Annotated in this window: 14 protein-coding genes; 6 read left to right on the top strand and 8 right to left on the bottom strand. The window is 70.6% G+C overall.

Annotation, left to right across the window (positions count from 1 at the left end; translation table 11 throughout):
* Positions 1–113 precede the first annotated feature (113 nt).
* The 3 genes from NL115_RS09915 to NL115_RS09905 all read left to right on the top strand — a co-directional run bounded on the left by NL115_RS09915 (position 114) and on the right by NL115_RS09905 (position 1760).
* Positions 114–485 (top strand): 30S ribosomal protein S8e, encoded by a 372-nt coding sequence (locus tag NL115_RS09915; protein ID WP_254824496.1) that lies wholly within the window; start codon positions 114–116, stop codon positions 483–485.
* Positions 486–564: 79 nt separating this feature from the next.
* Positions 565–1350 (top strand): class I SAM-dependent DNA methyltransferase, encoded by a 786-nt coding sequence (locus NL115_RS09910; protein WP_254833021.1) that lies wholly within the window; start codon positions 565–567, stop codon positions 1348–1350.
* A 116-nt stretch (positions 1351–1466) separates the two neighbouring features.
* Positions 1467–1760 carry a DUF7526 family protein gene (locus NL115_RS09905; protein WP_254833020.1) on the top strand — a complete coding sequence of 98 codons (294 nt, stop codon included), beginning with the start codon at positions 1467–1469 and terminating at the stop codon, positions 1758–1760.
* 21 nt (positions 1761–1781) lie between these two features.
* On the opposite strand, the gene NL115_RS09900 is transcribed toward NL115_RS09905, so the two are convergent.
* The gene (locus NL115_RS09900; RefSeq protein ID WP_254833019.1) at positions 1782–2957 is read right to left on the bottom strand and encodes a site-2 protease family protein; all 1176 of its coding nucleotides are present in this window, start codon (positions 2955–2957) and stop codon (positions 1782–1784) included.
* An 80-nt stretch (positions 2958–3037) separates the two neighbouring features.
* Here NL115_RS09900 and NL115_RS09895 point away from each other — a divergent pair, with 80 nt between their 5' ends.
* Positions 3038–3646, top strand: a complete 609-nt coding sequence (locus NL115_RS09895) for a class I SAM-dependent methyltransferase (RefSeq protein WP_254833018.1) — start codon at positions 3038–3040, stop codon at positions 3644–3646.
* A gap of 215 nt (positions 3647–3861) precedes the next feature.
* Positions 3862–5082 (top strand): endonuclease/exonuclease/phosphatase family protein, encoded by a 1221-nt coding sequence (locus NL115_RS09890; RefSeq protein ID WP_254833017.1) that lies wholly within the window; start codon positions 3862–3864, stop codon positions 5080–5082.
* Between the two features lie 13 nt (positions 5083–5095).
* On the opposite strand, the gene NL115_RS09885 is transcribed toward NL115_RS09890, so the two are convergent.
* The 3 genes from NL115_RS09885 to NL115_RS09875 all read right to left on the bottom strand — a co-directional run bounded on the left by NL115_RS09885 (position 5096) and on the right by NL115_RS09875 (position 8665).
* On the bottom strand, positions 5096–5791 hold the full coding sequence (locus NL115_RS09885; RefSeq protein WP_254833016.1) for a TVP38/TMEM64 family protein: 696 nt from the start codon (positions 5789–5791) through the stop codon (positions 5096–5098).
* Between the two features lie 162 nt (positions 5792–5953).
* A complete protein-coding gene (gene purB, locus NL115_RS09880) occupies positions 5954–7336 on the bottom strand; it encodes an adenylosuccinate lyase (RefSeq protein ID WP_254833015.1) in 1383 nt (460 codons plus the stop codon).
* Between the two features lie 858 nt (positions 7337–8194).
* Positions 8195–8665 carry a cupin domain-containing protein gene (locus tag NL115_RS09875; protein ID WP_254833014.1) on the bottom strand — a complete coding sequence of 157 codons (471 nt, stop codon included), beginning with the start codon at positions 8663–8665 and terminating at the stop codon, positions 8195–8197.
* Positions 8666–8749: 84 nt separating this feature from the next.
* Between NL115_RS09875 and NL115_RS09870 the strand changes: the two genes are divergently transcribed.
* Positions 8750–9136 carry a hypothetical protein gene (locus tag NL115_RS09870; protein ID WP_254833013.1) on the top strand — a complete coding sequence of 129 codons (387 nt, stop codon included), beginning with the start codon at positions 8750–8752 and terminating at the stop codon, positions 9134–9136.
* 27 nt (positions 9137–9163) lie between these two features.
* Here NL115_RS09870 and NL115_RS09865 read toward each other — a convergent pair whose 3' ends face one another.
* The 4 genes from NL115_RS09865 to NL115_RS09850 form a co-directional block, all read right to left on the bottom strand.
* On the bottom strand, positions 9164–10111 hold the full coding sequence (locus tag NL115_RS09865) for an AAA family ATPase (RefSeq protein ID WP_254833012.1): 948 nt from the start codon (positions 10109–10111) through the stop codon (positions 9164–9166).
* A gap of 70 nt (positions 10112–10181) precedes the next feature.
* Positions 10182–10568 carry a hypothetical protein gene (locus NL115_RS09860; protein WP_254833011.1) on the bottom strand — a complete coding sequence of 129 codons (387 nt, stop codon included), beginning with the start codon at positions 10566–10568 and terminating at the stop codon, positions 10182–10184.
* A 416-nt stretch (positions 10569–10984) separates the two neighbouring features.
* The gene (locus tag NL115_RS09855; RefSeq protein WP_254833010.1) at positions 10985–11377 is read right to left on the bottom strand and encodes a Zn-ribbon domain-containing OB-fold protein; all 393 of its coding nucleotides are present in this window, start codon (positions 11375–11377) and stop codon (positions 10985–10987) included.
* Positions 11374–12543: a thiolase C-terminal domain-containing protein gene (locus NL115_RS09850; RefSeq protein WP_254833009.1), complete on the bottom strand. Its 1170-nt coding sequence runs from the start codon at positions 12541–12543 to the stop codon at positions 11374–11376. The genes NL115_RS09855 and NL115_RS09850 overlap by 4 nt, the downstream gene beginning before the upstream one ends.
* Positions 12544–12608: the final 65 nt, after the last annotated feature.

Here is a 12608-nt window from a genome sequence, read left to right as displayed (position 1 = left end):
AACCTATGCAAGGAAGGCACACAGGAACGACGGACCGCCGCGGCAGACCGCGGACTCGGGGTGTCGCGGCCGGCATCGTGCGATTCAAGTAGTCGTCCGGCCTCGTTCCCCGTATGAAATTCCAGGGCCGCTCCACGACGAAGCGAACCGGTGGCCGGCGACGCCGCACCCACAAGAAGCGAAAGCATCAGATGGGGACCTCCCCGACCGAGACTCGCGTCGGCGAACCCCGCCTGAAGACGGTCGACGCCCGCGGCGGCACGACCAAGGTCCGCGCCATCACGACCAACCGCGCGACGGTCGCCACCGACGACGGCACCGTCAGCGCCGAGGTCGAGGACGTCACCGAGAACGACGCCAACCCGAACTACGTCCGACGGAACATCGTCACGAAGGGCGCCATCGTCGAGACGAGCGAGGGCCGTGCCCGCGTCACCTCCCGTCCCGGCCAGGACGGGCAGATCAACGCCGTTCTCGTCGAGTAGTCGTCCCCGGAGCGCCCGGACGGTTCTCGCGTTCGTTCCCGCGGAGCGTTTATCACGCCGGCAGCCGTCGCCATCGCCGATGGACCCGGTCCGACAGGTGATGGACGCCGTCGCCGACGCCGACACCGGAAACGAGCTCTACGGCGCGTTCGCCCCGCTGTACGATATCTTCTTCGCCGAGCGCTGTGACTACGACACGCTCGCGACGTTCGTCTCCGACCGCGCACCAGCGGGCGCGCGGTCGGTCGCCGTCGGCGCCTGTGGGACCGGGCGACTGCTCGCCCGCCTGGCCGACCGCTACGACCGGGCGGTCGGCCTCGACCGCAGCGCGGCGATGCTCCGGCTGGCCGGCGGGCGGACCGACACGGCGCTGGTCCGCGCGGACCTCCGAACGGTCGTCGCGCCCGGCGCGTTCGACCTCTTCACCGTGACCGGGAACTCGCTGGCCCACCTCCCCGCGGGCGCCCCAGACGGCGTGCGGACAGCGTTCGAGCGTGCCGCCGAGAGCCTGCGTTCCGGTGGGACGCTGGTCTGTGACTTCATGCTGACCGACAGCCTGATGAACGGCTACGTGACCGAAGATACGGTCGAGACGGACCGGTGCCGCGTGGAGCGCCGGGTCGTCACGCGCGTCGAGGACCGGGGCGCGGACGACCTCGGCGCGGCGGGCCGCTACGACTACGAGTTCACGATGACCGACCGGCGGACGGGCGAGACAGCCCGCGCCGAGGCGTCGCTGCCGGTCAGAGTGTTCGAGCCGGAGGCGCTGCCCGGTGTCGCGCTCTCGGCCGGATTCACCGAGGCGGCTCTCGTCGACCCACCGACGCCGTACGGCGGCGGGCTCGTGGCACGAGTGCCCGAGTAGCCGCCGCAACTCGAGTCGGCCGGTCGTCTCGGACCAGTCGGCCGACCGTCCCGGGCCGGCTCCCGGCGCAACGGCAGCCGGAAAGGTCCATATCCGTCGAGCACCTGGGTCGTGGTATGACCCGAACGCTGGACGGCGAGGTGCTGCACGTCGTCCCGCCAGAGGAACTGGACGACTACGACATCGAGGACGAACTCCAGTCGATGGCGGAGTCACGCTACATCCTCGTCTGCCGGGCGGGCGGGAAGCCGTCGTGGCTCGAACGGGTTCGCTCGTTCTTCACGCGACGACCCATCGAGGCGACGACGCTGGTCTCCGAGACCGGCGCCGACGAGGGCGACGAGGTGACCGCGACGGTCCATGAGACGGACCTGCCGGGCGTCTACGAGGCGACGGACCTGCGAACCTGAATCGGGGGGCGGCGACCGCGCTCAGAAGCCACCGACGTACTGGAACGGCACCGGCGTGAAGCAGAGCAGGCCCAGGACGAACGTGAGCAGGCCGACGGCCATCCGCTTGCGGTCGAGCGGCTCGTCGTAGATGGGGGTCGCGTGGCCCGCGTAGGCCAGGCCGATGGTGATGAACCCCCAGAACGTCCAGATGGCCACGGAGTCGCGGATGTCCAGCCCCTGGACGAAGAAGAGGTAGCCCGCCAGGGCGAACAGCGACAGCGGGACGAACGCGGCGACACGCTCGGCGTTCTCGCCGGCCATCGCCCGGACGATGTGGCCGCCGTCCAGCTGGCCGACGGGGATGAGGTTGAGGAAGGTGACGAACAGCCCGATCCAGCCGCCGAAGACGACCGGGTTGACGGCCATGCCGGGGTCGCTGTACGTGAGCGGCTGGCCCGTCAGCATCGACAGTCCGTGGAGCAGCGGCGGGTAGCCGAACTCGATGACGATGGCGTCGGGGCTGTTCTGCACACTGGCCGGTACGCTGATGGGGTCCATCAGCAGCCCCACCGTCGAGACGACGATGGCCGCGACCAGCCCCGCCAGCGGCCCGGCCACGCCGATGTCGAACAGCGCGTCGCGGTCCGGGATGCGCCCTTTCATCCGGATGACCGCACCCAGCGTCCCGATGAACGTCGGGACGGGGATGAAGTACGGCAAGGAGGCGTCCACGTCGTGGTAGCGCGAGAGGACGTAGTGGCCGAGTTCGTGGATACCCAGCACCGACAGGACGGCGAGCGAGAACTTCCAGGAGTCGCCAGTCACCAGGTCCAGCGGCGAGGTCAGCGGCTCGTAGTACCAGATTGTTCCCGCGAACAGCGTCGTCAGCACCGTCAGCAGCAACATCACGACGTTCGTCCACGGGATGCCGTCGATGCCGACGCTCCGCGGGTCGGCGACGAGGGCGTGCCGGCTCTGGTGGAGTTCGACCCCGGAGATGGGGTCGGTCTCGCTGTCCTTGACGGTGGTCAGCCGGACCTCGTAGCCGTGCTCGCGGAACAGCGGCCACACCTCGCGCTCGAGAGCCTGCTGGCCCACGCGGGGCTCGCCCACGTACACCAGCCGGTCCCCGTCCTGGCGGACCTCCTCGACGTGGAACGCCGACGAGAACGCCGCAACCGGCGGTCCTCCGGTCGGCGCGTCGAGATCATCCATCACCTGATGGTCGGGGATGGCGGCGAATAAATCCACGGGCCCCCGACCTTTCAAGCCCGTACGGGACGGAGCCGTCGCCGATGGACGACCGGACCTACTGGGACGAGCGCTACCGGGACGCGACGTTCCGGCTCCCCGAGGAGCCCTCGCGGCCGCTGCGCGAGTTCGCCGACGCCCTCCCCGAGGGGCGAGCGTTCGACGTCGCCACCGGCACCGGCCGGAACGCGCTGTTCCTCGCGGCACAGGGCTACGAGGTCGACGCCGTGGACGTCTCGGGCGTCGCGCTGGCCGAGGCGCGCGAGCGGGCCGCCGAACGCGACCTCGACGGCCACGTCGACTGGATCCAGGCCGACCTCGACACCTACTGCGCCCCCGAGTCGACGTACGACGTGGTGTCGGTGAGCTTCTACCGTGCGCTGGAGCTGCTCCCCGATCTGAAGGAGGCGCTGGCGCCCGGGGGCGTCCTCTGCTACGAGCACCACCTGCGCTCGCCCGAGGCCGACCGCGGCCCGAGCGACGACCGCCACCGCTTCCGGTCGAACGACCTCCTCCGCGCGGCACTGGACCTGACCGTACTGCACTACGAGGAGACGACGCGCGTCGCGGACGGCCGGACCTCGGCGGTGGCGACGCTCGTGGCGCGGAACACGAGCGGCGGGAGCCAGACCTACCCTCGCCGGGAGGCGTAGCGGCGGCCCGGGTCGGCGGTGCCGGTCGGCCCATGCACTCCACGTGAGTGGCGGGGCCGCTCCGGGAGCCGTAGCTGTACGCCAGCAGCGGGGCGAAGCCGGAGCCGCCGATGGCGGTGACGACGAGTCGGACGAACGGGAGCCACGAGCCGGAGTCTCAGCTGGCCACCGCTGGCCGCCGTGATTATACGACCGACGGGACTACCAGCGGACAGATGGTGGGGTCACCGGACGAGAGACGAGGGGTACGTCGCCGGTCGGTACTCCGTGCCGCCGGAGCAGGTGTCGCCGGCTTCGTCCCGGCGGCCAGCGGCGCGGCCGCCGCCTCGGGCCGACAGCCCGATACGTCGGCGGACTGGTCGGCACGCCTCCCACAGCACGTCCGCGTGGCGACCCGGAACCTCGGACTGGGCGCCCGGCTGTACGGCTTCGTCGACACCGACACGCTCCGTATCGACCCCGAACAGGTGTACGAGCGCTACCAGCAGGTCCGCTCGACTGCACCGCCCGCCCGGATGGCGGCCATCGCGAGCGGCCTCGCCGACGACCTGCCGGCGGTCGTCGGGCTGCAGGAGGTCGCGCGCATCAGGCGCGGCCCGAACGACTACGCCGGTGGGAGCGAGCCCAACGCCCGACGGGAGGTGTACGACTTCCTCGACCTCCTCACGACGGCGCTCGAGTCGGAGCTCGACCGATACGACTTCGATGTCGGCTACCGCGTCGCCGCCGTCAGCCAGAACCTCGACGAGGAGTTCCCCGCCGAAGGACCCGACGACGAGCGGTTCGACATCCGTCTCACGGACCGGGACGTGGTGCTCGTTCGCGACGACCTCGCCGTCCGGCGGACCGACGACGGGACCTACGGACTCAACGTCAGCGCGACCCTGGAGGACGGCACCCGGGTGTCGGTCAAGCGCGGGTACGCGCTCGCGACGGTCGAACTAGAGGGGGCACCGTTCACGTTCGTGACGACGCACCTCGCGGTGGCGAGTCGCATCATCCGGGAGGCACAGGCCGAGGAGCTGGCGGGCCTCGCCGAGCGGCGTGACGGCCCGGTCCTCGTGGCGGGCGACCTGAACACCACCCCCGAGGGCGACCGGTCGGCCGCGTACGAGCGGCTCACGGACGCCGGCCTCGAGGACGTGTGGGCGGCGGTGACCGACGACCCGGGACCGACCTGCTGTCAGGGGGAACTCATGCGCAACGAGCGCTCGCGGCTGGGCATCCGCGTGGACCACGTCCTGAGCGCGGGACCGGTGGTGCCGCTGGCCGCCCGGCGGACGGGCGCCGACCCCGATGACCGCATCGAGGCGACCACGCCGGACGGCGAGGTACGGCTCTGGCCCTCGGACCATGCGGGGGTCGTCGCGGACGTCCGCGTCGAACCGCGGACGCGTGACCCGGTGCCAGTGCTGCGGCGGCTCCTGTTCGGCTGACGGTCGCCGCCGACTACCGCGAGTCGCTCGCCTCGATGCCCGACTCGGTCGTCTCCGTCACCGACGACACCGGGGCACCCGGGTCGCCGAACACCCGGTGCCGCATGAGATAGCCCAGCAGCGAGAGCGCCACCACCGTACCGCCGAGGCCGACGACCAGCGCAGCGTCACCGTCGGCGATGCCGGCGCCGACGAGACTCAGCGCGAGAATCGTCGGTGTGCGGCCCAGGACCGCGATGGCCACCAGCCGTCGGAGCGGGATAGCCGTCAGCCCGCCGACGAAACAGAGCGCGTCGTCGGGGAACCCGGGGACGAGGAACGCGAGGAACAGCCCCACCTGCCCACGCCGGGCGGTCAGCGCGTCGAAACGCACGATGGCGCCCGCGGGGACGAACCGCTCGACGGCCGCCCGCCCGAACCGGCGGGCCAGCCAGAACGCCAGCGCCGACCCCACCGTGACTCCCACGACCGAGAGCAGTGACCCGATGACCGGACCGAACAGGAACCCACCCAGGAGCGCCACCGCCGGGGAGGGGATGGGTGCGACGACGACCTGTGTGATCTGCACGAGGACGAACACGACCGGCGCCGCCGGACCCGCATCACGGACGATAGTCGCCAGAACGTCGGGGTCGGACAGCGCCAGGAGCCGGTCGCCGAACAGCACCGCCACGACGACCCCCCCGAGGAGGAGTGCCGCACCGACCACCACAGCCAGCGCTGAGGCCCTGGACTTGTCGGTGGCAGTATCGGGGGAACACACGGCGTAGATTGGCGCGCTCGGGCGATAATCTTTCCCCGTGTCCAGCGGTACAATTCCTCACGCGCCGTCACCGCGGGCGACCGCGCCGCCGGCGGTAGCGCGACGCGGTCAGTCCTCGAGGTCGTCCACCAGCTCGTCACCCAGCCCGACGTACCCGGCCGGCGTGAGCGCGCGCAGTTCCTCGCGCACGGACTCGTCGACGTCGAGGCCGTCGAACAGGTCGCGGAAGTCCTCGAGCGAGGCACGCTGGCCCCGCGTGAGGTCCTTCACCTGCTCGTAGGCGTCGGCCCGGCCCTCGCGCCGGAGGATGGTCTGGACGGCCTCGCCGATGACCTCCGGGTTCCGTTCGAGGTCCTCGCGCATGACCGCCTCGCGCGGGACGACCTTCTCGAGGCCGCGCGTGGTCTTCTGGTAGCCGATGAGGCAGTGGGCCAGCGCCGCGCCCATGTTGCGCTTCACCGTCGAGTCCGAGAGGTCGCGCTGGAGCCGCGAGTCCGTCACGTAGTCCCCGAGGAAGACCAGGTCGGAGTTGGCCTTCGAGCAGTTCCCCTCGCCGTTCTCGAAGTCGATGGGGTTGACCTTGTGGGGCATCGTCGAGGAGCCCGTCTCCCCTTCGACGGCCTCCTGCCCGAGGTAGCGCTGGCTGACGTAGAGCCAGCAGTCCAGGTTGAGGTCCAGCACGACGTTGTTGGCCCCGCGGAGCGCGTCGAACAGCGTCTGGAGGTCGTCACACGGGTTCACCTGCGTCGCGAGCGGCGTGTGCTCCAGGCCGAGCGAGTGGACGAACGACTCGGAGAAGGCGCGCCAGTCGACGTCCGGGTAGGCGGCGTGGTGGGCGGCGTAGGTGCCCGAGGCGCCCGCCAGCTTCCCGGAGAGCCCGTCCGCGGCGTCCTTGATGCGGCCGAGCGCTCGGCCGAGGCGTGCGGCGTAGACAGCCATCTCCTTGCCGAACGTCGTCGGCGTGGCCGGCTGGCCGTGGGTCCGGGCGAGCATCGGCAGGTCGCGGTGCTCCCGCGCGAGGGCCGCGAGCGCGTCGCGCACCTCCCGCAGCGCGGGGACGAGCACCTCCTCGACGGCGGGCTGCAGCAGAATCCGGTGGGCGAGGTTGTTCACGTCCTCGCTGGTGAGGCCGAAGTGGATCCACGGGTGGATGCGGTCGGCGGTGTGCTCCCGGAGGAAGTACTCGATGGCCTTCACGTCGTGGTTGGTGGCGTCGTAGCCGGCCCACCCCTCCGTCTCGAGTTGCTTGATGGCCTTCGCGTCGGTCTCGCTGAACTGCCGGTAGCGGTCCCGGAGGAGGTCACGGTTGTCCTCGTCCAGCGTGAGCGGGACGGCGTCGAGGTCCGCGAGGGCACAGAGGTACTCCACCTCGACCTCGATGCGGGCCCGCATCAGCGCGACCTCGCTCGCGTACGGGACGAGGGGTTCGGTGTAGCGCGCGTAGCGGCCGTCGAGGGGCGAGACGGCGTGCAGCGCGGAACGGTCGGTCATACCAGGGTACTGTGTGAGTGGTGGGAAAGCGGTGTCGAATGGCTGCCAGGGGTTGGTGTGTTGTGGCGGTGGCTGTGAGTGCGACAGCGACGACGGAGCCACCTACGAAGCCCTCGCGCTCGGACGATTACAGCGACTCCGACAACAGAACCACCTCCGAAGCCCTCGCGCTCGGACGATTACAGCGACTCCGACAACAGAACCACCTACGAAGCCCTCGCGCGCTCAGGGCCCCGCGGCTCGCTGCGCTCCTCTCGTTCCGGGCCTGCGGCGGGTTCGCTGACGCTCACCCGCCGTTCCGGGCATGCGCTGCGGTGCTTGCGTCGCCGGGGGACCGCTGAGCGCGCTCGCCCTTCGAGTCCACCAGGAACGTGGAAGGTGGCGCCGGGGCAGCGGCCCTGCCCTTCCCCAGGTCGCGCGGGCTCCGCTTTCGCTCCGCCACGCGCTCCCGGCCCGAGAGCAGTTGCACGGCCGGCCGGTTCCGTGGACAGGAAGCGCGCCAGCGCCACCCGCGCCGAACCGCGAGCGCAGCGAGCGTGTTCGGCGGCCATCGGCGCTGGCGCGGGGAGGTGTGGGGACACCCTGCTAGGCTGGAATCACTACACGCGTCGCTCGACTCGAAACAGAGGCCCTGGCGGACTCGAAGGGCGAGCGCTCTCGACCCGTCCCCGGCGACGTAAGGACCACAGGCCGAACGTAGTGAGGCCGAGGACCGCAGCGAGCCGCGGGCGGTCGAGAGCGCGAGGGCTTCGTAGACACCCATCTCTCCCCAGAGCCAACCAACCACACAACACCGAATTTTTAGAATAATTGCGCACAGAAAAAGATTACTTCCCCGATAAATAACTTATCTACATCCTACCCCGGCATCTCGAAGGTCTCACCACATTCGGGACACTGCAGCACCATCCCGTCGTCGCCCGGGACGAAGCGCAGGGTATCCGACTCCCCACACGCGCTACACGGCTGGGGCACCCGCACGTCGGTCGAGGGCTTCGGGGCACCGATACCCAGCAGTGTCGCGGGCTGGTCGGACTCGTTCTTGCCCTGCTGGAAGTCCCCCGGCGCGAACCGGACGACCTCGCCACCCTCGACCTCGACCTCGCCCTCCAGCGTCTGGAAGGTGACCGTCCCGTCGAGGACGTAGAATATCTCCTCCTGGTCCATGTGGGTGTGGACGCCGCCCGAGAGGTTCTGGCCAGCGTCGAGCTGGTAGTGGCTCAGCCCCACGTCGGCCGTCTCGAGTGCTTCACCCACGCGACGAGCGGTGTCCTCGCCGCCGCCGGGGTTGTTGTCCGCCGCGAGTTCATCGATGGTCACTTTCTCCATGCGCAGGGGCAACGAGTGGCGGTCACAAGAAACAAGCGGCCACGGGGGGCCAACGCTGATACCCGCAGCCGACAAACTGGAGTCGTGTCGCTCGCCATCACCCACTTCGCCGTCGGGGCGGCACTGACGGCGCTGGTCCTCACCTACCTGGTTCCGGGAGCCCGGTATCCCCGGGTGCTGTCCGGAGTCGGCGGCGGCTGGGCGATGGTCCCCGACGTCCACTGGGTCAGTCCGGTGGCGGCCGAGACGCTGAAGGGCGCCCACGGCTCGCCGCTGGTCAACCTCTTCTGGTTCCACCAGGCGCTCGACGTGGCCGACCCGACCGACTCGAAGGCCGTCGCCGCGGTCGCGCTGGCGGGCCTGCTCCTCGTCACCGCACTGGCCGAGCGACGCGAGTACCGCACGCCCGAGCGCGTCCGAACGGCCGCCGCGGACGTGGCGGCGACGCTCACCGCGGAGCGCGACGACTGAGCGGACGCCGGCACGCTGTCGACCGCGTCACACCGTTGGAACGGTCACCGAATCGAGCGCGTCCCGGACCACGTCGGCCTTCTCGGCGTCCTCGACCTGCGCGTCGGGGGTGAGGACGAGGCGGTGGGTCAGCGTCGACGGCGCGACCCGCTTCACGTCGTCGGGGGTGACGAACTCGCGGCCGACGAGGACCGCGTGGGCGCGCGCGAGTTCGAACAGGCGCTGGGTCCCACGCGGGGAGACACCGATCGCGACCCGGCGGTCCTCGCGCGTGGCCCGTGCCAGGCGCGCGACGTACCGGAGGACGTCCTCGTCGACGCCGACGTCCTCCGGGCTCTCGCGGAGCGCGCGCACCCGCGCCTCGTCGAACACGGACTCGATTTCGGGCGAGCGGGTCCGGCGGTCCGAACGCCGCCGCAGGAGTTCGACCTCGCCGTCCTCGTCCGGGTAGCCGAGCGCCGTCTTCACGGCGAAGCGGTCGACCTGCGCCTCGGGCAGGGGGAAGGTCCCCTCCTGCTCGACGGGGTTCTGCGTGGCGATGACGAAGAAGGGGTCCGGGAGCGGGCGCGTCTCCCCGTCGGCGGTGACCTGCTCTTCCTCCATCGCTTCGAGCAGCGCGGCCTGCGTCTTCGGCGGCGCGCGGTTGATTTCGTCGGCCAGCACGACGTTGGCGAAGACGGGGCCAGGCCGGAACTCGAACTCGCGGTCGCGCTCGTTGTAGACGTGGGTCCCGGTCACGTCCGAGGGGAGCAGGTCGGGGGTGAACTGGACCCGCGAGAACTCCAGCCCCAGCGCCGTCGCCAGCGAGCGCGCGGTCAGGGTCTTCCCCGTGCCGGGCACGTCCTCCAGCAGGACGTGCCCACCCGAGACGACACCCAGCAGCGTCGTCTCCAGCACCGTCCGGTCGGCGATGACCGCCGTCGATACCGCGTCCAGCACCGCCTCGCACGCGTCGCTGGCCTCGGAAACGTCCATGGGCGGGCGTGGCCCGCCGAGGGCTTGAGTGTGGGGTGCTGGAGGGTCGGAGAGAAGCGGAGAAGGGGCGTCAGTCGTCCCCGTCCGCGCCGGGGACCTCGACCTCGACCGCCGCCGTGTCGTCGTCGCCCTCGGGCGCGAGGAACAGCCCCAGAATGCCGATCTCGACGAGGAGCCCGACGATGGTGTCGGCCGAGACGGCCTCCTGGTCGCGGAAGGAGGCGATGCGCGCGAGGACGACCCCGAGCCAGACGAGCGTGACGGGGCGCTCCTCACCCGCGAGCCCGAAGATGCCGAGCGTGGTGAACACGCCGCCGAAGACGGTGGTTATCTCCGAGCGACCGGCCGCATCGACCGGTTCCAGGTTGGTGACCTTCGCCGTGGCGTCCGGTTTCACGAGCGAGACGACGCCGAACAACAGCGTCGCCAGACTGCCCAGCAACGAGGTGGGTGCCATGCCAGAACCCGGCACACGGCGCCGGCTTACCGGTTGCGGTCCCGACAGGTGGGAACGCCGGGAAACGCCCGATAAATCACATATCGCGATACGAAATCCGCCGAGCGCCGCCGCGCACCACACAGATTCTGTTGCTGAATCGGCGCCGTTGCGTTCCCCTTTTCGCTATTTCCAGTTTAATGAAATTTCTATAAAGATAACACGCTCATAATGCAATAATTAAGCTACTTCGCCATATATCCGAGAGGGCACCCACCAGACATAGCTTCAACTGTGTGGAGTGCTATCTCTACACATGGTCCTGCAGACACCACAGCCGCGTCACTGCCCGGACTGCGACGGCGAGCTGACGAACGTCCAGGGACTCCGGCACTGCCCGGACTGTCAGTGGACGAGAGCGACCGACCGACGGTAGCTCAGACCGGTTCCAGGAGGAGGAGCCGGTCCCCCTCCTCCCGCTCGCCGACCGCGGGGGCGACCGTGTCACCGACCGCGAGGCCCTCGAACGTCCGGGCGACACCGGTCAGCCGGACCGCGCCGAACTCCGCGACGACCGTCGCGTAGGGCGCTTCGGCCGCGAACGACGGCGTCGGGACGTGGACGACGGTGAACGTCGCCACCTCGCCCGTCTCGGGGAGGGATTCCTCGTGCAGGTCCCCACCACAGCGCGGGCAGACCCGGCGGGGCGGCAGCCAGCCGTGTCCCTCGTCGCACGCCAGGTAGTAGCCCTCGTCGGCGGCGACGGCATCCAGCCACGCGTCGTACTCGCCGTCCGGCGCCGGGTTCTCGGGGGTGTACTCGTCGCTCATGCGTCCACCTCCAGCACGTGGACCACGGCACTCGCCACGGTCCCACCGGCGTTGTGCGTCACGCCGACGTCGCCGTCGACGGCGTCGCTGTTGGGGTGGTCGCCACGGAGGAGCCGCGTGGCCTCCACGACCTGCGCGGCGCCGGTCGCGCCGACGGGATGCCCCTTCGCCTTCAGGCCGCCCGAGAGGTTGACCGGCAGGTCGCCGTCGCGGGTCGTCTCGCCCGCACGCGCGGCGTCGATGGCCGCGCCGCGGTCGTAGAACCCCAGCCCCTCCAGCGCCAGCACCTCCGCGATGGTGAAGCAGTCGTGGACCTCGGCGAAGGCGACGGCGTCGCGCTCGATGCCGGCGTCGGCGAACGCTTCGCCGGCGGCCGCCTCGGTCGCGGGCGTGAACGCCAGGTCCGCGCGGTCCTGCAGTGCGAGATGGTCCCCGCCCTGGCCCGTGCCCGTCACGCTGACGGCCGCGTCGAGGTCGTGCTCGGCGGCGTACGCCTCGCTCACGAGGAGGAACGCGCTCGCGCCGTCCGTGATGGGGCAGGAGTCGTACAGGTGGAGCGGCTCCGCGATGGGGGGTGCCTCGACCGCCGTCTCGACGTCGATGGCCTGCCGGAACTGCGCGAACTCGTTGTCGAGCGCGTTGTCGTGGTTCTTCACCGCGATATGCGCGAGGGCCTCGCGCGAGCCGCCGAACTCGTCGAAGTAGGCCCGCGCCATCAGCGCGTACGCTCCGGGGAAGGTGACGCCGGCGCGGACCTCGAACAGGTCGTCGGCCGCGACCGCCAGTCCCTCCGTCGACCCGGCGGTGCCGACGTTGTTCATCCGCTCGGCACCCCCGACGAGCAACACGTCGGCCTCGCCGTTCCGCACGGTCCGGACCGCTTCCCGGACCGCGACGCCCGACGACGCACACGCGTTCTCGTAGCGCGTGGCCGGGCAGGTGAGTCCCGCGGCCTCGGCCATCAGCGGTGCCTGGTGGCCCTGGTGCTCGGTCAGTTCGCCCATGAAGTTGCCGTAGTAGACCCCGTCGACGTCGGCGCGTGGCACGCCCGCGTCCTCGAACGCGGTCGCGGCTGCCTCGGCGAACAGGTCACGGCCCGTCCGCTCCGGGTGGACACCGAAGTGGGTCAGCCCCACGCCAGCGACGCGGGGCGGTGCTCTGTCCATGCCTTCGCGCAGGCCGTCGACGGACAAATAGCTGCGCACCCCGCGCGGGAGCGACACACGGTCGC

Source organism: Haloglomus salinum, from assembly GCF_024298825.1.
In the GTDB taxonomy this organism is placed as follows: domain Archaea; phylum Halobacteriota; class Halobacteria; order Halobacteriales; family Haloarculaceae; genus Haloglomus; species Haloglomus salinum.
The sequence above is the reverse complement of the archived record's forward strand: the minus strand, read 5'-3'. Positions and strand labels throughout refer to the sequence as shown.

What these genes read in the sequence shown, in the direction of transcription:
- NL115_RS09915 (WP_254824496.1), top strand. Translation starts at nt 114, where the DNA reads ATGAAATTCCAGGGCCGCTCCACGACGAAGCGAACCGGTGGCCGGCGA.
- NL115_RS09910 (WP_254833021.1), top strand. Translation starts at nt 565, where the DNA reads ATGGACCCGGTCCGACAGGTGATGGACGCCGTCGCCGACGCCGACACC.
- NL115_RS09905 (WP_254833020.1), top strand. Translation starts at nt 1,467, where the DNA reads ATGACCCGAACGCTGGACGGCGAGGTGCTGCACGTCGTCCCGCCAGAG.
- NL115_RS09900 (WP_254833019.1), bottom strand. Translation starts at nt 2,957, where the DNA reads ATGGATGATCTCGACGCGCCGACCGGAGGACCGCCGGTTGCGGCGTTC.
- NL115_RS09895 (WP_254833018.1), top strand. Translation starts at nt 3,038, where the DNA reads ATGGACGACCGGACCTACTGGGACGAGCGCTACCGGGACGCGACGTTC.
- NL115_RS09890 (WP_254833017.1), top strand. Translation starts at nt 3,862, where the DNA reads ATGGTGGGGTCACCGGACGAGAGACGAGGGGTACGTCGCCGGTCGGTA.
- purB (WP_254833015.1), bottom strand. Translation starts at nt 7,336, where the DNA reads ATGACCGACCGTTCCGCGCTGCACGCCGTCTCGCCCCTCGACGGCCGC.
- NL115_RS09875 (WP_254833014.1), bottom strand. Translation starts at nt 8,665, where the DNA reads ATGGAGAAAGTGACCATCGATGAACTCGCGGCGGACAACAACCCCGGC.
- NL115_RS09865 (WP_254833012.1), bottom strand. Translation starts at nt 10,111, where the DNA reads ATGGACGTTTCCGAGGCCAGCGACGCGTGCGAGGCGGTGCTGGACGCG.
- NL115_RS09860 (WP_254833011.1), bottom strand. Translation starts at nt 10,568, where the DNA reads ATGGCACCCACCTCGTTGCTGGGCAGTCTGGCGACGCTGTTGTTCGGC.
- NL115_RS09855 (WP_254833010.1), bottom strand. Translation starts at nt 11,377, where the DNA reads ATGAGCGACGAGTACACCCCCGAGAACCCGGCGCCGGACGGCGAGTAC.
- NL115_RS09850 (WP_254833009.1), bottom strand. Translation starts at nt 12,543, where the DNA reads ATGGACAGAGCACCGCCCCGCGTCGCTGGCGTGGGGCTGACCCACTTC.